The sequence below is a fragment of the Trichococcus collinsii genome, assembly GCF_900107505.1.
GTDB lineage: Bacteria > Bacillota > Bacilli > Lactobacillales > Aerococcaceae > Trichococcus > Trichococcus collinsii.
The window spans coordinates 789,004-810,854 of sequence record NZ_FNQH01000001.1; the positions used below are offsets into that span (position 1 = coordinate 789,004).

Sequence of the window (21,851 nt, forward strand, 5' to 3'; positions counted from 1 at the left end):
GTTCCTTTATCCTTTCCGAAGGGGTAATCCGTGAAGTTAGCCATCACTATTGGATGCCTGGAATATTTTCCAACTTGTAAATCACCCATGGTGATGCACTTTCCCATTTGAAATATCGTATACTTTACTACTTAATCACAAACGAAACTCGTTATATCGCGTAATGCGGTATAACGAGTTTTCATTTCAAGTATAGATGGAGAAGCCTGTTCAGCTATTCAGCAAACGGCGTTGCTCCTCTTCTTTTTTCCAGTCCGAGATATATTTGAAGACCGGAATCAATAGCAGCAGCAATCCCAAAGCTTTCTTAGCATTCCACATAAGCATCTTCCTTTCAAGTTGAGTATTGGATTTCTTAACCCTATTATGCCTGATGTTGAAAAAAAACGCCATTGATAGGCATCGCCGAAAAATAGGCTCTAGTCACTATTTAAAATACGTGTATAATGAAGTGTACAATTAAGGGGGGGAAAATCAATTGAATCCTGAAAATGAAAATGCCCGTATTATCGATAACGAACACTTCTCCTATTTATTGATAAGGGATTACCTTCTGGGAAACATCCTTGGTGAACATACCAATGAAATATTGTATTGGGCCGGAAAAGATTTGGCTCGGCAGTTCCCGTTAAAAAGTCAGGTAGATCTGTATGAAGCGATGATTTACTGCGGTTTCGGACAGCTGGAACTACTCAAAAAAGAAAAAAATGCGCAACAATACCGTCTGGATAGTGATTTGGTCACTGTCCGCACCCAAAACGATCAGGCCTCCTTTCAACTGGAAGCTGGATTTTTGGCACAACAGATCCAGATGACGACCGGTCTCCCCTGTGAAGCTAAAGCAGAAATCATAGTCGGAAAAGACAAGAAAAAAGAAGTCATCATCACACTGTTCGTTGAATGAATAGGAATACCCAAAGAAAAAAGAGTTGCCGAAAATCCTGAAATACCAGGACTCCGGCAACTCTTTCTTATTGTTTAGATATATTTTTCAAGCGTTTCTTCAAGCATTTCTTTTGCATGGTAGCCGACTAATTTTTCTACGACTTGGCCATCTTTTTTTACCAACAATGTTGGGATTCCCATGATGCCGAATTGGCTTGGCGTTTGCGGATTAGCATCCACATCCATTTTAGCGAAGATTACTTTGTCGCCGATTTCTGCATCCAATTCATCGATGATTGGTGATTGCATGCGGCAAGGTCCGCACCAAGTTGCCCAGAAGTCCACCAACACGACCCCATTTTTTGTTTCTGTCTCAAAATTTGCATCTGTTAATATTTTCACCATTGTATTTACTCCCTTCAAATTCTTTCTTTATGTTCCAATTATAGCAGAGGTTTTGCTCAGTACCAATCAATCTGCTCAGCCGCGGAACGTTACAATCGTCGCACCGTTTCCCCCAGCGTTCATCGCTGCATACTCGTAGGACAACACTTGCGGGTGACGCTTCAACAAATCCCCCACTCCTTTGCGGAGGGCGCCTGTCCCTTTTCCGTGAACGATTGTTACTTGCGGATAGCCGGCCAATAAAGCGGCATCCAAATACTGATCGACTTCAGCCAAGGCTTCTTCATAGCGTTGGCCTCTGAGATCAAGCTGCGTCGAAACATGACTGGATGAAGCCGATTTGACAGTGGCGATCTGCCGTTGCCTGCTTTGTTGTTGTGGCTCTTCTTTGATCAGTCTGAGGTCCGATTCCGGCAATTTCATCTTCATGATCCCCATTTGTACGACCCATTCGGCATTGCCTTTCTTTTCAACGAGCGTGCCCCGCTGGCCATACGTCTCCGTCATGACTTCATCGCCGGGTTTGAACATTTTTTTCTCTTTTTCTTTGCGCAGCACTTTGTTTTTGACCAAAGATTCCTCTTGGCGCAGATCGTTGAATTGTTTACGCAGATCAATCAGTTCGTGTTCTTTGATGCTGCCGGAAGTCCCCATGTTCAGCTGCATTTCGCGGATTTCCTGCAACAGCAATTCCGCTTCTTCTTTCGCAGTCTCGACCAACTTGTTGGCCTCTTTTTTGGCATCTTCGATGACTTTTTCCTTATTGGTTTCCAGCTTTTCGTTGGCGCGCTTCAGATCCGCCAACAACTTGTCGGATTCTTCCAACTGTGCTTGGAGCTGCAAGGATTCTTTTTCGGTGACGCGTCTCTTCTGTTCCAGATCCGCGATCATCTCGTTCAAGTTTTGACTGTCCACGTCAATGAAACTGCGCGCCTGATCGATGATGCTTGGCTTAAGCCCAAGTCGCTTTGAGATATCGAAGGCATTACTTCGCCCGGGAACGCCTATCTGCAGACGGTAAGTCGGAGCCAACGTCTCTCCGTTGAATTCCATGCTGGCATTGATCGTGCCGGAGCGATTGTAACCGTAGGCCTTCAGTTCTGGGTAATGGGTGGTGGCCATGACATAGCTGCCGATGCCGCCGATGTAATCCAAAATCGAAATGGCCAACGAAGCCCCCTCTTGCGGGTCCGTTCCGGAACCTAACTCATCCAAGAGCACGAGACTTTTGTCATCGATCTGATTAAGGATCGAAACGATATTGGTCATATGCGAAGAGAACGTACTCAGGCTCTGTTCGATCGACTGTTCATCGCCGATGTCCGCAAAAATTTCCGTGAAAATGCCGATTTGGCTATCCTCATCCGCCGGTATCTGAAGCCCGGATTGGCCCATCATCTGGATGATCCCAAGTGTCTTCAGCATGATCGTCTTACCGCCCGTATTCGGACCGGTAATGACGATTGCTTGGTACGCTTCGCCGAGTATCAGATCGTTCGCGACAACGTCATTCTGATCGATAAGCGGGTGTCTGGCTTTCCAAATGGCGATATGGTTCTCTTTGCTGATGATTGGGCGTGTCGCTTTCAGAGAATCAGCATAGCGCGCTTTTGCGTTGATGAAATCCAGAGTCGCCAACACTTCACTATTCCCGTATAATTCCTGCGTAAATGGCTCGATTTCCATCGATAATTCATACAGGATTCGCTCGATCTCCGCTTTCTCTTGTGCCGCCAGCTGGCGTAGATGATTATTCAGATCCAGGATGGCTTGTGGCTCGATGTAAAGCGTCTGACCCGTTGAGCTTTGATCGTGGACAATCCCGCCGAACTGATTGCGGTATTCTATCTTGACCGGAATCACAAAACGGTCATTACGGATGGTGATAATGGCATCACTGAGGTAGGACGCTTTGTTGCCTCTAATTATATCATCCAGTTTGGTACGGATATTCTGTTCGCCCTGCTTGATTCCTGTGCGGATCCCTTTCAATGCCGGTGAGGCATCGTTCTGAATTGTGCCGTCATCGTAAATGGTTGCCTGGATCTTTCTTGTGATTTCAGGTAATACGACCAGCCTGTCCACCAGTTCATCCAGTACAAAGAAGGTAATCTCATTATCATCGAACCATTGGAAGAATTGGATAATTTCTCGTGTAGTCGACAAAACCCGACCGATTTCGGCGATTTCTTTTCCGTTCAGTGTTCCGCCTATCTCAAGTCGCTTAAGATGGCTGCGGATGGACTTCAGCCTTGGCATCGGAATCCCGCCCTTCAGGCGCAACACCTTTCTCCCGTCTTCCGTTTCATTTTGCAATGCAACGACTTTTTCCGGATCAGTTTCGGGCCGCAATGCCTGAATCTCATCTTTTCCTTGGTCGGTTGCGGCAAAATTCTGGAGTTGTTGTTTTATTTTTTCGAACTCTAATGTTTTACTTATTTTATTATTCATCTTATTCTCCTAAAAAGTGCTTCTCCAAAAAAACGGGACGATATAGCACACTATAAAGTCCCTTCCGTTAACTTAACATTCTGTTACTGAATGATGCCGATCCACCAGTCGTAGATCAACCGTGAGAAATATGGCGTTTCGGATACCATCCAAGCCGCAAGATCACTTTCGACATAAAGTTGTTGGATGAAATCCAGCGGAATCATCGATGCGAGTGTCAGCAACAGGAAGATCCCGATGTATTGCATCAGGAATCCGAGTATGCCGCCGCCCAGCTCATTCAGCTGTTTGATGATCGGGAAGAATGCCAAAGAGTTCAGCATGCTCCCGATAAATCTCGTGACAAGCCAACCTGCGAATAACAACAGGATGAATGCCAATCCATTATAAAACGCCTGATCCAGGACAAAGGATACCTGTTCAGAGTAAAATATCAGTTCTTTGCCGAACTCTACGGATGGGTACGGAACCAACAAATCGATTTTTTCCGCAACGACGGCATAGTATTCTCTAGCGACCAAGAAAGAAATGAAATATCCTACGGTGTAGACAACCTGCAGAATAAGTCCTCTTCTGACGCCAGTATAGATTCCCCACAATAATGAGAGCACTATTATCAACGTAAGCATTATTTCACCTGATTTCTATAGTCTTTTTTCTACTTTTTCCCATCATGTTCTTGATTTTTAGTGTAAGGGGGAATGGCATTCTCAGCATTCCTGTTGACACCCAATGCCGAACGCACTTGCGTCCTGTGTTGAGCCCGTTTCAACGCTGCCTCGGAAGCGGTTATCGTCTTCGTCAATTTTGAATTGGATTTTCTGGCCGGCAGGTCGTTAGCTTCACGGGCAGCTTGCTGCAGTTCACTGATTGTCGCTGGCATAGCAGTCACGGTTTGGCTCTCGTTATCGCGCTTTTTCCCAGCAAAATTAGCCACTGCCTTCTTTGTTGGAGCATTCCCTGTGATCTTTTCAGGCGTTACAACGGCTGCTGCTTCGATTTTTCTTGCTGTTTTAGGAGCTTTCTCCTCCGCAAGAGGAACGGCTTCTGTATTTTGTTTGACGTCGGCAACCATTTGGTTGTGGGGCGCCTCGGCTGAAGATATCTCTGCTTCGGCCTGTTCTATTTTGTCAATGGGAGCAGCTTGTACAACAACGCTTTGGCTTTCCTGTAAAGCTTTCTCGAGTGCCGCCACTTTCAACAGCAACTCTTCAATCGCCAATTGTTTCGTGATCTGATCGGAAATGGCATTCACGGCTACGAGAATGCCGCGCTCCTCCCGTCCAAGCGCCGGAGCTGCCTGTTTGATCTGTTCCAACTGCGCATTGACCAATTCCGATACCGCAGTCAAATGCTCAGGTGCTTTATTGCCCACAATCGTATAGGTCTTTCCTGCTATGATTGTTTTAAATCTTCTTTTGTTTTCCGTCATATTCAAAGACCTCCATTAAAAAACTGTCTAATATATTTTAACATAAATCTTGCAGAATGCAGTATAAACCTCTTCCTGTTCGCAAACCTGCCCATTTTGTCGAAAATATCAGTTCATTCCCATCACATTTCACCATCAAGAATTGCCTCTCCTGTGATAGAATAAAGGATGCTACGATTAAGAAGTTGTATAGAAAAATTAAATAGAGCAAGGATGAGAATATGTCGAATGTCGTATTGAAATCAACGACGAGCCAACTGAAAAAGATGGCCGTCTTTTATCAAGATTATGCTGTGAAACCAGTGCCCCACAGCCTTTTCACAGCAAAAAAGAATCAAACCACCATCACTGGTTACAATTCTGGAAAAGTGTTGTTCCAAGGCCAGAATGCTGAAAGTGAAGCGGCACAGTGGCAAGCGGCAAGCGATAATGTTGGAGATCAAAAAAATCCTGTTGCAAAAATGGGTATTAACAAAGAAGCCCCCAGTAAAATCGGTCTTCCTTCAGGCTTTTCCGGCTGGTCCGTCATCGGCAGCGACGAAGTCGGCAACGGCAGCTATTTCGGCCCATTGACGGTCTGCGCGGTCTACGCGTCTGCCGAACAATTGCCCTTGCTGAAAAGCATGGGGGTCCAAGACTCAAAAGCGCTGACCGATGTCCGCATCATCATGATCGCAAAGCAATTATTGAAGTGTGTCCCTCATAGCGTCATCAACTTGATGCCCGAAAAATACAATGAAGTCCAGCCGACGATGTCCCAAGGGAAAATGAAGGCTTTGCTCCACAACCAAGTCCTCGATCAACTGTTGAAGAAAATTGCTCCGGAAAAGCCGCAAGCGATCCTGGTCGATCAGTTTGAATTGCCTTCGACGTATTTCAAGCATATCGCCGATCAAAAAGTGCAAGTGAAGGAGAACATTCATTTTCAGACTAAAGGCGAATCCCACCATCTAGCGGTGGCTGCGGCTTCCATCATCGCTCGCTACTACTTCCTGAAGACATTGGTGGACATGACCGTAGCCTCCGGTTATCCTATCCCTTCAGGCGCTGGCGCCAACGTCGACCTGATTGCTGCGGAAATGTACCGTGAGGGCGGCCTGGAACTGCTGGACAAATACACGAAGCTTCACTTCGCCAATACCCAAAAAGCCATCCGACTGGCGAACAGATAATAACAAAAGCGGAACGGTTTCGTGAGGCTAGCCTATACAAAAAACGATTCGCCGCATAAACGGCGAATCGTTTTTTTAGTGTTGTTCAGTAAAAGGAAGCCCACTGATCCCTTAACGGATCGCAGCTCCGCATTCGGTTTCCAGAGCCGCAACCAATTTGGTGAAGGCTTTGTTGATGTCTTCATCGACAAGCGTCGCTTCAGGGTTCAGGAATGACATGGAATAAGCAACCGACTTCTTGCCGTCCTCGATGCCTTTGCCTTGATAGATGTCGAACAGATGGACATCCTTCAGGAATTTTCCGCCGTTTTCCTTGATAGTCTTGACAATCTGTTGGTGTGTGACGGTTTCATCCACCAACAAAGCTACATCGCGGCTCACGCCAGGGAATTTAGGGATCGGCTGTTGCGTGATCACTTCCTTCGGTGCGGCGATGATCGCTTCGAAATCGATTTCGAAAGCATATGTTTCCTTCAGGTCATAGGCATTTGCCGTTGCCGGATGTACTTGGCCGACATAACCGATATAGGCATCGCCCAGATAGACGGCAGCTGTTCTGCCTGGATGCATCCATTTCAGGTCTTTGGCAGCTTCAAAACGGATCTGATCGCTCAGACCCATCGTCTCGAAATACCCATCCAATACTCCTTTGGCGTGGTAAAAGTTGACGGGTTCTGCAGCCAGTTGCCAATCTTTTTGGTAGGCCATTCCTGTCATCACGCCGGCCAAACGTTCTGCCTCAATCGGCAAAACGCGATCAGCTGACGGGAAGAACACCCGGCCAATTTCGTAAAATTGGATATCCGTGTTCTTACGGGCAGCGTTGTAAGCGGCATTGTCCAGCAGCGTACTCAACAAGTTCATCCGCAGTGTGCTGCGATCTTCGCTCATCGGCCATGCCAAACGGATGCCTTCCTTGTCTTCGACTGCGTATTCTCTCGCTTTTTCAGCGGTAGTCAAGACATAGCTGATGTTCTGGGTCAGTCCTGCACCTTCCATAAATCTTCTGGTGATGCGCATCGTGTGTTGTTTAGGCGTCAATGCAGTAGGCAAAGCTGGTGTGATCGGCAATGTTTCCGGCAAATTGTCATATCCGTAGATACGTGCGACTTCTTCCAGGATGTCCGCATAAATGGAAATATCCCACCTTCTCGGCGGTACAGCAACGGTGAAAGTTTCGCCGTCAAACGTTGATGCAAATCCCAACTGATTGAAAATGGCAGTCACTTCATCGCTGGAAATGGCAGTCCCTAACGAACGGTTGATTTTTTCCAAAGTGATGACCACTTCCGTATCCTTCACTTCTACCGTATCAACGGAAGCCGTACCGGCAACAATTGTGCCTCCTGCCAACTCACGGATGAGTTCAGCGGCATGTTGTCCGGCTGTGCGGATTGTCGCTACGTTAATACCTTTTTCGAAACGGGAACTGGATTCGCTGCGCAAGTTGAACTTCCCTGCTGTTTTGCGGATCAAAACCGGGTTGAACAATGCCGCTTCCAATGCGACAGTCACGGTTTCATCGGTGATTTCTGAATCCAGACCACCCATGACGCCCGCCAATGCAATCGGCGCAGTGCCGTTCGTGATGACGATGTTATCTATGTCCAACGTTCTTTCGACCCCATCCAGCGTCGTCATCGTTTCGTTCGCTTTGGCACGGCGGACGATGATTTCCTTGGAACCGATTTGGTCATAATCGAAAGCATGCAGCGGCTGGCCGTATTCCAACAGGATATAATTCGTGATGTCGACTACGTTGTTAATCGGACGGATGCCGCCGTTCATCAATTTGTTCTGCAGCCAAAGCGGACTTTCCTCGATTTTTACGTCTTTGATCACTTGGATATGGTAGGCAGGTGCATCGTCCGTGTCCTCAACGGAAACTTTGATGTAATCCGCAACAGAACCTGTTTTTTCAGAGACAGGAGCCTCCGGGAATTTCAGAGCTTTGTTGTAGATTGCTGCGACTTCATAGGCGGATCCGCGCATGCTTAAAGCATCGGCACGGTTCGGCGTGATGTCGATGTCCAGGATTGCATCATCCAGATCCAACAAGTCAACAACTTCCGTTCCGGGAACTGCTTCAGCAGGCAGGACAAAAATCCCATCCGCATATTTTTTGGAAACAACACTTTCAGAGTAGCCCAATTCAGCCAACGAACAGATCATTCCATTCGATTCCTGGCCGCGCATCTTGCCCTTTTTGATTTTTGCATTGCCCGTGATCCGCGCGCCATGCAAAGCCACGATTATTTTCTGACCGGCAGCCACATTTGGCGCGCCGCAGACAATCTGGATCGGTTCCTCAGCCCCGATATTCACTTGGCAGACATGCAGATGGTCCGAATCAGGATGGTCGACCACGGACAATGTTTCACCGACAACGATTTTCGACAAGCCTTTGCCAGGATAGACGACGTCGTCCACCTCGATACCCGTGCGGGACATTTTTTCAGCCAATTCTTCAGGTGTTACATCAGATAAATCTAAATACTCTTTTAACCATTTATAGGAAACTTTCATTATGTTACTCCTTTACATCGAATTGACTTAAGAATCGGATATCATTTTGGTAGAAATGACGGATATCATCAACACCATATTTCAACATCGCTACACGTTCTTGGCCTAGACCAAATGCGAACCCAGAGTACTTCGTTGAGTCAATCCCAGACATTTCTAAAACATTGGGATGGACAATACCTGAACCCAATATTTCGATCCAACCGGTTTGCTTGCAAACATTGCAGCCGGATCCGCCGCATTTGAAGCAGCTAACATCGACTTCGACAGATGGTTCCGTGAACGGGAAGTAGCTTGGACGCAAACGAATTTCGCGTTCTTCTCCGAACAATTTTTTGGCGAAGACGGCAAGTGTGCCTTTCAAATCAGCCAAAGTGATGTTCTCGCCGATGACCAACCCTTCAATCTGATGGAATTGGTGTGAATGGGTCGCGTCATCGCTGTCGCGGCGGTAAACTTTCCCCGGGCTGATCATCTTCAATGGTCCTTTGGAAAAGTCATGTTTCTCCATCGTGCGCGCTTGTACCGGTGACGTATGCGTTCGCAATAACAATTCATCGGTAATGTAGAAAGTGTCTTGCATATCGCGGGCAGGATGATCCTTCGGAAGATTCATCTTTTCGAAATTGTAGCTGTCCTGTTCCACCTCTGGACCGTCCACGATCTTGTAACCCATGCCCAAAAACAAATCCTCGATTTCTTCGTTGATCTGCGTCAAGACGTGTGTTGTACCTTGCGCGATTTTCTTGCCTGGCAAGGTGACATCAATCGTTTCAGCTGCTATTTCGGCTTCCATTTTTTTGATTTCCAGCGCATCTTTTTTGGCTTGGATGGAGGCCTCGATATCGTCACGCAGTTCATTTGCCAAGGTTCCGATGACGGGACGCTCTTCAGGGCTTAAATCCTTCATCCCTCTCAAAGCTTCTGTAATCGGCCCTTTTTTCCCCAAATAGGAAATGCGGACTTGATTCAATGCCTGCAGATCCTCGGCAGATTCGACTTGCTGTAAGGCATCTATACGTAATGTTTGTAATTTTGCTTTCAATTCCATGTTCTGTCCCCTTTTCATAAAAAATGCAAAAAAATCCCATCCCTGGTAAGGGACGAGATTTTCGTGGTACCACCCTTGTTTCGCTGCAAGCAACGACACTTCATTTGTTTAACGGTAATAAACCGGAACTTTATTCATTGCACGGGGCAAATCCCAAAGTCAGCTCGGGGAGTGAAAAAACACAATCGGCTTCTATAAAGGCTTGCAGTCAATGGCCATTATTCCCTGAAAAAAGCTGCAGATCGTGAAGGTTCCCTTCAACGCTTTTCATATTCATTTTACTTACTTTGCCAGTTTACCCGGAAATGCCGTTTCCGTCAAGTTCAGATTCAGACCCAAGCATCCGACCAATTTTGAATTTCCAGCATCACATTGTTCAAAGCTTTCCCTTTTTCGGACAATCCGTACATCACTTTGATTGCCGCCGCAGGATTTTCGGTTCTTACCACAATTTTTTCATCTTCCAGCTCTTTTAAGCGTTCAACTAATACTCGATCACTGACATTAGGTATCTGCACGGCCAATTCCTTGAATCGTTTATCTCCATCCATCAAGACTTCGATGATTAAGCCGGTCCATTTTTTCCCTAAAATAGAGAATGTTTTTTCAAACTTTGGACAAATACATTTTTTTACTTCCAGCATTTCATTCACAGCCTTCACCTCTTTGACCTATTATAAACACCCTCATTTCCCCTGTCAAAGGGAATGTGCCTTTTGTCACAAAATGTTTACAAAAAATAAGCATCCTGTTTCGCAATTCGCATTACCTGAAGAAGTCCCTCAGAAAAATACTTATAGCCGCCAGTTCATTCCATCCGAATAAGAAAATAATCACGAATGATGTGCGTGAAGAATTCCACAGCTAGCATGCAAGCGTACAAAAAGTTCATGTCTGTTTCCTATAATAGGATAGGAATTTCACAAAGGCAATACTTTTTCACATTTAATTGAAAATATAACGTTTTTTTATGCATTTCTTCAGCCAACGAAGTGATAAAGCAGAATGCCTGCCGCAACTGCGACATTCAGAGACTCCGCTTCACCGAAAATCGGAATATACAGATTTTGATCCGTCAGTTCCAATACTTTTTTTGAAACGCCATTTCCTTCGTTACCGAGCACCAACGCAACTGCACCAGTCGGGGAAACGGTCCGGTAATCGACAGCCGCTTCATTCAGTTCGGTTCCATAGACCGGGATACCGTTGCTCTTCATTTCGGGGATCAACTCTTGCAGATCGCCACGATAAATAGGCAGATGGAAATGACTTCCTTGCATAGAACGTAGCACTTTGTCATTGTAGAGATCCACCGATCCCTCCCCTAAAATGACCCCTGTATACCCGGCAGCATCCGCAGTTCGGATAATGGTGCCGACATTTCCTGGATCCTGAACCTGATCCAAAAGGATGTATTTGCCTCTGTATTCCAAAATCGGAGCGGTTTCGGGAATCCGGACGATCGCAACGACTCCTTGCGGCGTCTCGGTCTGGGCCAAGCTGGCGAGGATTTCCTGGGAAACGATGATGATGTCCCTCTCCTCAATCTGCAAATCCGACTGTTGGTGAAAGGTTTCTGTCATCAAGACTTCTTGGATATGCGCATCTGCTTTGATGGCCTCCTTCAAAAGATGGGTTCCCTCGATCAAATAAGCCCCCGCCTCTTTCCGGCCTTTAGCGGTCTGCAGTTTTTTCCACTGTTTTACTTTTTGATTTTTCATCGATGCTATCTTTTCCATTTTGTAACTCCTCAGTTCAACATATGCCTTATTATACTTCATTTATAATGCCTTTTTCATCTAAAGGTAGAAAAAAAGAGACTGGGGACTCCCAATCTCTTCGAAATGTTAATTATATTAGCCACCAATATAGTTCAGTGGATCTACTAGGCCACCATTTTCATGAACTTCAAAATGGAGATGAACCCCGGTTGAATCACCTGTTGTACCCATTATTCCAATTTGTTGACCTTGACTGACGGTTTGTCCAGGCGCGACCAATAATCCTGGTTGCATATGTGCATATAATGTTTCAACGGTCACACCATTGATTGTACCATGGTTGATTACTACATAATAACCAAAGCTAGCGTGATACGTTGCTGTTACAACAGTCCCGGATTGTGCAGCAGAAATGGCTCCACTGCCCGCGATATCTTGCCCTCTATGCAGTTCAGAGCCACCGGTGATCGGTGAAAGACGATATCCGAACGGGGATGAGTAGTACCCACTTGCTGGTTTTATGAAACCACTTGAGTTTACAGTATAACTGCTGGATGCAGTTGTAGTTGGTGCTGCTGATGCAGTCAAATTGTTAGCTGCCGTTGCTGCTGCTGCAATTGCTGCAGCTTCAGATGCTGCTTGTTCGGCTGCCGCTCTTTCTGCTGCAATTCTTACTTCTTCAGCTGCCATGTCATTGCTGATGGTTTCTGTTTGTGCAGCCAAGTCAGCTTTGGTTGTTTCCAAGCCATTTTTCTCGGCTTCAGTCAACTCGTAGTTCTCGATGACTTGCGCGATTTGGACGTCGATTTCAGTTTTTTGGGCTACGACATTATTTTTTGAAATCAGAATGTCTTGTCTCAATGCTTCAGCAGCAAGTTTTTCATCTTCAACAGCCACTTTGCTGTCTTCAACTTTCTGCTGATCCGCTTCCTGTTGTTCCACAATATCCTTATTGGCAGTCACAATTTTTGAAACGACCGTGATTTTTCCGACCAAGTCAGAAAAATTCTCTGAAGACAACAACATTGAAGCTATATCCGTAACGCCCGCATCTGTTTGAATGTAACGAGCCTGTGTATTTAATTTTTCGGTTCTTTGGTCAATGACAACCTGTAATGCTTCGATTTCAGCTTGCAATTCCAAAATTTTTGATTCGATATCAGCTAATTTTTGCTCTTGAGCCTCTAATCGGTTCATCAATTCATCCAATTGCGATTGAAGTTCATTTACCTTTGTTTCCAAATTTGATTTTTCGGATTCCAAAGTATTCAATGAATTTGATTTTTCTTCAATCTGAGATTGAATCGTATTCGTTTCTAATTGCAAAGCATCTTTTTGTTGTTGCAACTCTTCCAACGTAGCCGCTTGAGCAGTAAATCCACCTGCAATCGGACTAAGCAATAAGATTGATGTGAACAACGCGATATGTTTTTTTCCCAATTATACTTCTCCTCCTGTTTCTTCTACGAGATGAAGTATATCAAAATTAAAATACCATTGCATGATAGAAATATGACAATTGTATTTCAATTTGTTACGACAGGCGGAAATCCTGAAATGTTGATCATATTTACACAATCCCTTCCGAAGACAGTCAGCATTTGATTGTTCGCGCTTCCAACGATATACTTAAGCTGTACCAAGCCCTACCTCCGCCTTCGCGTTTACAGGAAAGAAAGGAGCAAAAAGCATGAAAATCGATCAAAAAAATTTACACAAACCAGGCACGGATAATCTTCCTCCTGGCATCTACAAAGAAGTCGGCCCTCGAGGGGGCAAAATCACCGGCAGCAAAGAAGTACACATCGTCGAAGGACACAGACTTCCCCCTACAAACAAAGCCGGAAACAAATGGATCAAAAAAGACTGATTGTTCGCTTGTAACTGATCACTTGAACGATTCTGGGCGGAGGAACTTTGGTTTTCACTTCATAAAAGGACCGTGCAGCTTAAGCCGCACAGTCCTTTTATTGTCTCAAGTATTATTTCGCCAACAGTTCTTTGATGATTTTGGACACGAGCGCTTTGTCGGCTTTTCCGTCTAGTACCTGCATCGCGAATTTCATCGCATCCTTTAATGACATTTCGGCTATGCCGTTTTCAGCCAAAAAGAAACGGACTTCTCTTTCATCCATCATTTTAGGAACGTAAGCCTCCAGAATGGCCAATTTCTTCTGGTTCTCCTCAATCAGATCCGCGCGTTCGGCTTGCTTTGCAAATGCGATCGCTTCATTGGTCTTTTTGATGTCCTTCAGAAAAACATGGATTTCCTCTGCTTCGGTCATGGCACGTTTGTTGTCGATCAAGAAAGAATCATACTCCGTTTTAATGAGACGCAGGACATCCGCCTTCAATGTGTCTTTGTCTTTTCTAGCTTGGAGGAAATCCTTGTTAACTTTTTCTTTCAATGTCATAATTGCAGATCTCCCATCGATTCTTTGGTAGGGCTGCCTAATTAGTTATTCGCAGAAAAGGCCAACCTTCATACCTCATTTTAAGGAAAAGAAGCGGAATTGGCAAATTTCTGCTACCCGTTCCGGATATTGGATGGATTGTATGCCTGAATAACACAATGAAAACAGGTGCTACAGATGGCGCATAACCATCATGCGCGGTAAAATTAGGGTGAACAGGATACTCTTCAGGAAATACTAGCATTCATTCGCGGAAGAGGGTTTAAGTATGTCTTACTTTTGGACCTTTGAATCAGATTTGCCAAACGGGATAGGCGTGGAAACATTCAGCTTAGCTCATATTATTGTCCTTTTCCTATCTTTTATCATCATCTTTTTGGTAATCCAGCTCTATCGCAAACAGGCTGATTTTGGCCGAAGAAATATTAAAATGACGATAGCGACCTTACTGGTTATGCTTTATTTTTCGCGCTGGATTTGGTGTGCCTTTTTCAGTAATTTTTCTTTCTTTTTGAGCCATCTGCTTCCCCTTCACCTTTGTAGCGTCTCTGCAATAATTGGGATATCCGCTGTTTTTTCAGATAATCGGCTGCTGAAAGAATTCTTGTATGGACTTAGTTTTCCGGGCGGATTGGTTGCCATGACAAACCCTAATCTGGGGCCTTACCCTCTCTTTAGTTTTTTTTTCGTCGAATACACTTTGACCCACCTATTACTGATCTTGCTTCCTTTGCTTTTTGTGTTCGGCGACGGATTTCGTCCGGCTATCAAAACCTTACCATATTCCATCTACTTGGCAGCGCCTTTCATCGGCACTGCATTCTGGGTCAACCAATCAGTCGGCAGCAATTATATGTTCTTGAACCGTATAGAAAAAGGAACGATACTAGTACTTTTCGACAAATGGCTAGGAACGCCCGGATATCTGATTGCAGTCCTCGGATCAATCGTCATCGTCTGGGCTATCCTTTACGCGCCATGGGAAATTTCCAGAAGACAGAATTTTCCGAGATGACGAGTCGGACTTAGATGGGTAAATAAAAAAACAGAAATGCTGATTCAACAGCATTTCTGTTTTTTTTTACGCTATGCAGTTATAAAACTGGTTATTTCAGGAGCTCGTACATGGCTAGTCTTGAAAACCACTGATAAATTAAGCTTTCCAGCATGAAAAAGAAAAATATCCCGGGAAAATCCCGAGTTGCAAAAGTCCGGGCAGGGCTTTTTTTCTTCCTATAATATTACTTTTAAACGGTTGCATAAAATTATAGGCAAAGTTCGCTTACTTTGCTACTATTGTTCTAGGAGGTGTCCGATGATCCCATTACATTTAATACAAATCTTATTGGCTTTAGAAGGATTTGATAATGAAGAATTTATCCCTGCGAGAAATAGCATTAAAGCTGTAGCCCAATTTTTCGATCAAAATCCAGAGCAATTGAAGAAGGCGGAAATGCTGCGTGATATGACTGATGAAGAAATACCGAGATACTTATTAAATTAAATTATTAACGATTGAAATGAAGGAGATTTTGTTATGAGTGATTTCGATGAAAAATTGACCTCTAAAGAAAAAATGGAATCTGTAGTCGAGGCAGGTATAGGATTAATACCTTATGTTGGGGGTGCGATATCCAGTTTATATTATGGAAATAAACAAGAACTGCGATTTAAAAGGATTGAATCCTTTTTACAAACTGTTTCAGATGAAGTAGGAAGGCATGGAATAAGACTACTAGATATTGAACAACATGATAAATATAAGTTAATTTCTATTATTGAAGAAACTATTGAGAAAATAGAAAATGAAACAAGAGAAGAAAAGATTCAAATGTTCAAAAACTATTTTATAAATAATTTAACCCACCCAGTTCAAGAGCAGTTTGATGAAAAAAGATTCTTTTTGGACACTTTAGATACCATGAGTTTATTAGAATGCGAATTACTTAAGATCCTACAAACACAACAATCCGCTTGCTTAGTAAATCAATTTAGTAAACCAGATGTAGATCAGTATGCAATTGTTGGAGCAGTAGGAAGACTAAAAACTTTTGGTTATATAAAGGCTACGTCTGGTCAAATGCATATAGGTGGTGGAATTGATAATTCCTTGAATGAATTTATTAGTATTAGTACATTTGGGCAATCTTTTTGTAATTTCTGCTTTGGATAAACATATTTCTACAAAAGCACCCCTACCTCATGAACAAGTAGGGGTGTTTTTTATGCACTTTTTTCTCAATCGTTGTGGCCTTTGATTCGTAAACCTGAAGCAATTGTACAAGGCGGAAACGCTACGAGAGCTGACTGATGAAGAGTTACGAATGTATTCAGATAACATATAATTAATCTGCCCCAGCTGGTCTATCTGGTTTTTTTAACATGTCCGGGTATACTTCGGACGGGTTCTTTTCTACAATCAAAAATGAGACTGATTCTCCTTGGGGGATAAAAACCAGCCTCACTTAATAGATACGCATTTTGTTGTATTTCATTTTATATGAGTATTAAAACTTAGATATTATTTCCGCTATATCTCTTCGGATGGACATGAGGCTATACTATAGAAATTATTTTGTGTCGTGATGTAAATGATGTTATACACTTATTTCATTAAAAATAAAGTGTTAGCTGAAAATAAGAGATTAAGATAGGCCATTGTTTGTTAAATATTCAGCATAATCAGATATTGTTTGAAGGTGTATATTAATACCCTCATCCCTTAATCCGTTAATTTTACTGTTTAATAAATGGGTATACTCTGGAAAATTATCTTCGTTATTTACAATTATCTTTATATTCTTTTTTATTAAAATAGATTTATTATCATTTATATCATACAGTAACCCTTTAATATACCCATAAAGAAGACTGGATTGCTTATAATCGAAAGATAAGGCTTTAATGTAGGTGTCCTGATATGAATAATCAAAAATTGGATTTCCTACAAAATCAGTTAACTCAGTATTTTCTAAATAATCTTTAAAATGGTATATTTTATATTGTTTTTTGATTAATCGTCTAACATCATCAGTAGAAATTCGTTTGCCTTTTGGTTTCTCATAATAGAGATAAGTTGATTTTAAGTCTTCAATATCTTTTTGTATTTCGTAAGGCGAACTTGTTAACATTTTTATTGAATCGAAGTGAATTTCATTCACATAATATTTTATTCTTTCTCGTAAAAACTCACTTGAATTTATATCATCAAAACGATTATTAAAATTATCTTCATACAAATCATCAAAATTAAATTCATATTGAAGTGATTCAAACATCATATCAAAATAGGAAGAATCGTACTCATCATCAAAATTTGCGATTCTTCGTTTGTCTTTTATTTTTATAAATGAACTATATTCAAAACCAGGATTAGGACAATGAATAACAATCCCAACATTTATAGTTTCCTGCCTTACTAAATCTGGTGTATATTTGCAAACAGCGTAATATAAGTCTAGTTTATTCATTGTCCATTTCTCCTTTCCAAAAATTAAAATGAGGTTTTATTTTTTTTAAAACACTGTCAATGTTGTTCACTTGCATTTGTACTACTTCAAATGATAATTCAATTTCCCGGGAAGTTATACCCCATTCATCGGGAACAGCACAAATTTTTTTGCGAATTTCTTCTAAATCTAAATTGTGAATTTTATTTTGTATTGTGTGAAATGGGCTGTGTCCATCTACATAATGTGATAAGTACTTATAGATTTGGCCATTCATTTCGGGTACTATTTGAGGGCCTTCAGATAGTAAATTTTGTAAACAAGTTGCATCCCAAACTAATCCATTTATAAATATGTGAGAATGATCTATAGCTAGAACCCGTTTAGTTTTTTGATCATAGTACAAGTTCCCGGGATTGATACTTCTGTCATTATTAAGAATTATCTGATCGAATAAAATAATTCCTGGAATATCCTGATGGTTTTCAACTCTTTTTAATATAGATGGATTAATATTGCAATTCCCACGTCTATACTCACTTGCTATACATTGACAAGGCCTGGAGTTTTTAATTTTTATAGCTTCATTTCTATTAATAAAATCAGAATTAAAATCAAGCAATATTTGTTTAGGCATTGGAATATCTAACGCTTGACCAATTTGATAGGCTACGTATTCATTAAATAAACCCTTACCATTCATAGAATCATTCAGATACTTTATTACGTAATACTTACCGTCTTCAGCCTCAGCAATTGAGGGTCTTGTAACTCCGTTCTCTATTTCTCTGATATGGTTTACTAAATGCACCGACTCGCCTCCGCCCAAATGTCATTAACAAGTAATATACCAAATTAATTCACTTTTGTTAACATATTTTATTAATATTTCATTTGGTGGGTACTTTGAACAATACATAGTTCTATTGTGTAAGTCAAACGTTTAGCGCATTTATGAGATAAAAATATTTAAAATTACCCTTTAAAACACGATTTCACTTAGAATATGTTTTCTCAATAGAAGCACCCTTTGACTCATCATAACGTATCGCCACACGGCCAACGCTACCGTCTAGATCTACAACAATCAGCCCCTGCCCTTTATCTCCTAGAATCAAACAAGAACATGTCTCTTCAATCGCGATTACATTGCCGGCCTTGTATGGTCCATTTTCCGGATAAACAATCCAGGTCTCTCCTGCAGGCAAGTATAGCGTGGAGGATACGACAACAGGCTCTCTTTCGACAGCACGTTTATCAATCCACCCCAGGCTAGTGTTGATGTACTCTCCTGATGCGTCTTCTTCAACCGCCGGTATCGTTTTGCCAATAAACGCGTCCGTTGTGCCCCAATTTACGAAGCCTGGTTCGCCCCATGGTCGGGAGTCGATCGAATAGCCGCCGGCCTTCACGATGACATTATAGCTGACTGGCACGCGTGCAGGAACGTCAATCAAAGCCCTCTTGTCAATCCAACCTACTTTCACACCGTTGGCATATTCCCCGCTGCCGTTTTCCTCATAAATCGAAATCACGTTTCCAATGATATTATCTGTTTTGCCCCAATTAACCAGACCAGGCTCGCCCCAGGGCTTGCTGTCAATCGAGTAACCGGGATAGGCAATCATCTTGTTATAAGTCACCGGGACGCGCATAGGCGCAATTGGTTCTGATGCTGCGGCTGCAGATTTCCCCAACCTCGCGCGGAATGCATCCATTTGTTCTTTCGAGTAACCAGGACAAGCGGAGTTGTTATACACTTCCCAATGACCTTTGACCTTGCTTGCTGGGACGTTGAGATCAGCCATAATCTTACGTGTCAGCCATTCCCTGGCATCGATTTGAGCCTGAGAGTAGTCCGTACCGCTACCGGCCTCGACACTGATATGCACGCAGTAGCCGTTATTATTATATACGCCCCATGTGATGCGCTCATAATCGTAGTTTTGCCAGATATTCCCATCGGCATCGATATAGAAGTGATAACCGCCGCGGTCCCATCCGAGAGTGTTCTTCCAGTATTCTTCGTGACCAGTGATAAATTTGCGAACGGAGCGGGCGACTGCAGAATAGTGCCATACGATGGTTGTAATTGCTGACCGGTTGCGTTCTTTGCTCTGGCCGCCTAAAGCGGATGCGCGTCTGTCGTTGATTGTATAAGCCATTTTATTTACCCTCCTTCAGCGTCTTCGTAGCTGCATCCCACATGCCTGATGCAGATGCCCCATACAGCAATCCCTCGAATGCATTGACAAAGATATCACTCTTGTAGATAAAGCCGTACAATGCGCCGAATAGCGCCCCAAAAACTACAGCTACAAATGCCAAGTACTTGCTTTCCAAACCCGCTCGTTTTGCCATTTCCACGGCAATCATGGTAATCGGTGCGATAAAAATATTAAATTCCATTTTCTTTATCCCCTTTCAGGATGGCGTTCTCAATCTTCAACTCGTCATTTTCTTCCCGCAGCATTTCGACTTCATCCTCTAACTTCTCGACAATCACCTTGTACCCATTGATGTCCTTGACGTACTTGTTTTCAATGTCCTTGATCTGCGTTTTTAATTGCTTTACTTCATCACTTAGAGCGTCTACTTGTTCCTTATAAAAAGTAAAAAGCTTAGTGATATTCTCTGTATATTGTTGCTCTACTGATCCATTTGTCTGTTTATTCGCGACCGAATAAGTGACCATGCCGGTGACAACACTTGCGATTATTGCGGATATCCACTCCATTGCCCACGCTCCATCTTCAAATTTAAAGCAAAAGAAAAGGATTACCTTAAAAAGGTAATCCTAGCTTCTTCATCAGACGTCCAGCAGCACATCTTCTATAACTTCCATTCCGGTTTTCTCAATTGTCCTTGTTCGATTCGTCAGAAAACTTTTTTTCTTCCCATCTGAAGCAAGAAAAGTATCAATTGTCTTAACATCATAGTACTCAGGAAATTCTTCCATAATACCGTAATGTACATGGTTCAATAAAATTGCTCGCATTTAATCACCACCTTCACCCAATGATGAGCCAAATATAACCCTTAGAAGAAAAAATGCAAGCATTTCTTTATTTTTTGCAACTATCAGTGAAGGTAAAAATCATTACAATCCCTTTATCAGGGGTCAAAGGCTCATTTAATTACAAGATTCAAACTATAAAAAGGCTGCCCCGAGGGACAACCTTTCAAAGCAATCTTCTTTACTACTATAAATTGTTGCTTTAAATATAAATTTTTAATCCTATTTTATAGTTGATTCTTTCTTATTTTTCATATAATCAAAAATTGATTGTTCGTTAATGAACCAGTGACCACTCGCCTTTATAGCTTTTATTTTATTTTTATTAATTAGATTTCTTACGGTTGAAACCCTGACACTTAATATTTCAGATGCTTTTCCAGTGGATATAGTGTAATATATTTTTTCAACGTCAAACGCTTGTACGGGTAGTTTCGCAGCTAAATCCAAAGTAGGTACTTTAGAATTATCTTCGTTATTTATGGATTCCTCATTTAATTTTTTTTTGCAATATAATTAGAATTATCCCTCGCATTTACAATCATTCTCTGCTTTTGGCTACTATTTTTCATGTCATATCTAAAACTCATAATGCTATAATCTCCTTTTTAGAAGATTATAGCATATGTCACTTGTACTTATTCAGGACATAAAAAGTAAAGCTCAATAAAATCACTGAAAATATTTTTGTAATAGCAATGGAAGAACAGATCATACATGCTGCAAATATTAAAAATGCAACTGGAAGTATGATCCATTCTTCTAGTCCTTTGTAATATTCAATTAGCTTTTTCACAATAAATAGCCTCCATTCTTTATACTTGAGACGTAGCCAAAATCATTGCCTTTTCTTCATCGGTGATTCGTCTTTTTGTGACTTGCACTGTAAGATACGCCTCATCAATTTTCCCCATAATCCACATATTTAATAAAAATCCATACATATTACTGATCTCCATTTCTTTTCTCCTATTCCATCATTAAATCTAAAATTGCCATTTCCGCCATTGCTAATCTGTCTTCTACTGTTGGTTGAGATGTAATTGGCTCCGGAGCAACGCCGCCTTCGACCCATTCCGTTCCTGCCCACCTTGGCAAATAAAAACCTTGTGGCACTTCGACATCGATGTATTGCGGATCAAGTTGCGTGTTTCCTTCTTCATCAAGCAGCGGTTTTTCAGCCACTCGAATCTCGGTTGCGCCGTCTTCCAACGTGATTTCTTTCTGAATTGTTTTCATCAAAAAAGGATGGCTTTCAAAAAGCACATCCTCCAAAAAGTTGCCTGTTGTGGTGTCTATTTTCCTGAATAGTTTCATTGTGAACCTCCT

Annotated in this window: 25 protein-coding genes; 6 read left to right on the top strand and 19 right to left on the bottom strand. The window is 42.4% G+C overall.

Annotated elements, in window-relative coordinates; genetic code table 11:
• The first annotated feature begins 478 nt into the window (after window positions 1-478).
• Entirely contained in the window at window positions 479-904 is a 426-nt protein-coding gene (locus tag BLV66_RS03895; protein WP_086986831.1) for a YslB family protein, read from the top strand.
• A 74-nt stretch (window positions 905-978) separates the two neighbouring features.
• Here BLV66_RS03895 and trxA read toward each other — a convergent pair whose 3' ends face one another.
• From trxA to BLV66_RS03915, 4 genes are all read right to left on the bottom strand, one after another.
• The gene (gene trxA, locus BLV66_RS03900) at window positions 979-1,290 is read right to left on the bottom strand and encodes a thioredoxin (RefSeq protein WP_086986832.1); all 312 of its coding nucleotides are present in this window, start codon (window positions 1,288-1,290) and stop codon (window positions 979-981) included.
• Between the two features lie 75 nt (window positions 1,291-1,365).
• Window positions 1,366-3,741 carry an endonuclease MutS2 gene (locus tag BLV66_RS03905; RefSeq protein ID WP_086986833.1) on the bottom strand — a complete coding sequence of 792 codons (2,376 nt, stop codon included), beginning with the start codon at window positions 3,739-3,741 and terminating at the stop codon, window positions 1,366-1,368.
• Window positions 3,742-3,824: 83 nt separating this feature from the next.
• A complete protein-coding gene (locus BLV66_RS03910) occupies window positions 3,825-4,370 on the bottom strand; it encodes a CvpA family protein (RefSeq protein WP_086986834.1) in 546 nt (181 codons plus the stop codon).
• A gap of 29 nt (window positions 4,371-4,399) precedes the next feature.
• Entirely contained in the window at window positions 4,400-5,173 is a 774-nt protein-coding gene (locus BLV66_RS03915; RefSeq protein ID WP_086986835.1) for a cell division protein ZapA, read from the bottom strand.
• Between the two features lie 221 nt (window positions 5,174-5,394).
• On the opposite strand from BLV66_RS03915, the gene rnhC reads away from it, so the two are divergent.
• The gene (gene rnhC, locus BLV66_RS03920; RefSeq protein WP_086986836.1) at window positions 5,395-6,345 is read left to right on the top strand and encodes a ribonuclease HIII; all 951 of its coding nucleotides are present in this window, start codon (window positions 5,395-5,397) and stop codon (window positions 6,343-6,345) included.
• Between the two features lie 111 nt (window positions 6,346-6,456).
• Here rnhC and pheT read toward each other — a convergent pair whose 3' ends face one another.
• From pheT to BLV66_RS03945, 5 genes are all read right to left on the bottom strand, one after another.
• Window positions 6,457-8,871: a phenylalanine--tRNA ligase subunit beta gene (gene pheT, locus BLV66_RS03925; RefSeq protein WP_086986837.1), complete on the bottom strand. Its 2,415-nt coding sequence runs from the start codon at window positions 8,869-8,871 to the stop codon at window positions 6,457-6,459.
• 4 nt (window positions 8,872-8,875) lie between these two features.
• A complete protein-coding gene (gene pheS, locus BLV66_RS03930) occupies window positions 8,876-9,922 on the bottom strand; it encodes a phenylalanine--tRNA ligase subunit alpha (protein ID WP_086986838.1) in 1,047 nt (348 codons plus the stop codon).
• Between the two features lie 329 nt (window positions 9,923-10,251).
• Window positions 10,252-10,566, bottom strand: a complete 315-nt coding sequence (locus BLV66_RS03935; RefSeq protein WP_086986970.1) for a winged helix-turn-helix transcriptional regulator — start codon at window positions 10,564-10,566, stop codon at window positions 10,252-10,254.
• Window positions 10,567-10,902: 336 nt separating this feature from the next.
• Window positions 10,903-11,661 (bottom strand): TrmH family RNA methyltransferase, encoded by a 759-nt coding sequence (locus BLV66_RS03940; protein ID WP_086986839.1) that lies wholly within the window; start codon window positions 11,659-11,661, stop codon window positions 10,903-10,905.
• Between the two features lie 117 nt (window positions 11,662-11,778).
• The gene (locus BLV66_RS03945; RefSeq protein WP_245826710.1) at window positions 11,779-13,083 is read right to left on the bottom strand and encodes a murein hydrolase activator EnvC family protein; all 1,305 of its coding nucleotides are present in this window, start codon (window positions 13,081-13,083) and stop codon (window positions 11,779-11,781) included.
• A gap of 250 nt (window positions 13,084-13,333) precedes the next feature.
• Between BLV66_RS03945 and BLV66_RS03950 the strand changes: the two genes are divergently transcribed.
• Window positions 13,334-13,513, top strand: coding sequence for a YjzC family protein (locus tag BLV66_RS03950; protein WP_086986840.1), 180 nt, complete (start codon window positions 13,334-13,336; stop codon window positions 13,511-13,513).
• A gap of 112 nt (window positions 13,514-13,625) precedes the next feature.
• On the opposite strand, the gene BLV66_RS03955 is transcribed toward BLV66_RS03950, so the two are convergent.
• Complete coding sequence (locus BLV66_RS03955; RefSeq protein ID WP_086986841.1) at window positions 13,626-14,057, bottom strand: GatB/YqeY domain-containing protein; 432 nt, start codon at window positions 14,055-14,057, stop codon at window positions 13,626-13,628.
• A gap of 268 nt (window positions 14,058-14,325) precedes the next feature.
• Between BLV66_RS03955 and BLV66_RS03960 the strand changes: the two genes are divergently transcribed.
• The 3 genes from BLV66_RS03960 to BLV66_RS03970 all read left to right on the top strand — a co-directional run bounded on the left by BLV66_RS03960 (window position 14,326) and on the right by BLV66_RS03970 (window position 16,230).
• Entirely contained in the window at window positions 14,326-15,072 is a 747-nt protein-coding gene (locus BLV66_RS03960) for a YwaF family protein (RefSeq protein WP_086986842.1), read from the top strand.
• A 300-nt stretch (window positions 15,073-15,372) separates the two neighbouring features.
• The gene (locus tag BLV66_RS03965; RefSeq protein WP_086986843.1) at window positions 15,373-15,561 is read left to right on the top strand and encodes a hypothetical protein; all 189 of its coding nucleotides are present in this window, start codon (window positions 15,373-15,375) and stop codon (window positions 15,559-15,561) included.
• Between the two features lie 33 nt (window positions 15,562-15,594).
• Window positions 15,595-16,230 carry a hypothetical protein gene (locus BLV66_RS03970; RefSeq protein WP_086986844.1) on the top strand — a complete coding sequence of 212 codons (636 nt, stop codon included), beginning with the start codon at window positions 15,595-15,597 and terminating at the stop codon, window positions 16,228-16,230.
• A 472-nt stretch (window positions 16,231-16,702) separates the two neighbouring features.
• On the opposite strand, the gene BLV66_RS03975 is transcribed toward BLV66_RS03970, so the two are convergent.
• From BLV66_RS03975 to BLV66_RS04010, 9 genes are all read right to left on the bottom strand, one after another.
• A complete protein-coding gene (locus BLV66_RS03975) occupies window positions 16,703-17,527 on the bottom strand; it encodes a DUF3037 domain-containing protein (protein ID WP_086986845.1) in 825 nt (274 codons plus the stop codon).
• Window positions 17,520-18,317: a HipA family kinase gene (locus tag BLV66_RS03980; RefSeq protein WP_086986846.1), complete on the bottom strand. Its 798-nt coding sequence runs from the start codon at window positions 18,315-18,317 to the stop codon at window positions 17,520-17,522. Before BLV66_RS03980 ends, BLV66_RS03975 begins: the two co-directional genes overlap by 8 nt.
• A 184-nt stretch (window positions 18,318-18,501) precedes the next feature.
• On the bottom strand, window positions 18,502-19,671 hold the full coding sequence (locus BLV66_RS03985; RefSeq protein ID WP_086986847.1) for a peptidoglycan recognition protein family protein: 1,170 nt from the start codon (window positions 19,669-19,671) through the stop codon (window positions 18,502-18,504).
• Between the two features lies 1 nt (window position 19,672).
• Window positions 19,673-19,915: a holin gene (locus BLV66_RS03990; RefSeq protein ID WP_086986848.1), complete on the bottom strand. Its 243-nt coding sequence runs from the start codon at window positions 19,913-19,915 to the stop codon at window positions 19,673-19,675.
• A complete protein-coding gene (locus BLV66_RS03995; RefSeq protein ID WP_086986849.1) occupies window positions 19,905-20,243 on the bottom strand; it encodes a hypothetical protein in 339 nt (112 codons plus the stop codon). Before BLV66_RS03995 ends, BLV66_RS03990 begins: the two co-directional genes overlap by 11 nt.
• A gap of 72 nt (window positions 20,244-20,315) precedes the next feature.
• Window positions 20,316-20,504: a hypothetical protein gene (locus BLV66_RS04000; protein WP_086986850.1), complete on the bottom strand. Its 189-nt coding sequence runs from the start codon at window positions 20,502-20,504 to the stop codon at window positions 20,316-20,318.
• 240 nt (window positions 20,505-20,744) lie between these two features.
• Window positions 20,745-20,972, bottom strand: coding sequence for a helix-turn-helix domain-containing protein (locus BLV66_RS15895; RefSeq protein ID WP_176974119.1), 228 nt, complete (start codon window positions 20,970-20,972; stop codon window positions 20,745-20,747).
• Window positions 20,973-21,337: 365 nt separating this feature from the next.
• A complete protein-coding gene (locus tag BLV66_RS15530; protein WP_176974071.1) occupies window positions 21,338-21,481 on the bottom strand; it encodes a hypothetical protein in 144 nt (47 codons plus the stop codon).
• A 10-nt stretch (window positions 21,482-21,491) separates the two neighbouring features.
• Window positions 21,492-21,839 carry a hypothetical protein gene (locus BLV66_RS04010; RefSeq protein ID WP_086986852.1) on the bottom strand — a complete coding sequence of 116 codons (348 nt, stop codon included), beginning with the start codon at window positions 21,837-21,839 and terminating at the stop codon, window positions 21,492-21,494.
• Window positions 21,840-21,851 lie beyond the last annotated feature (12 nt).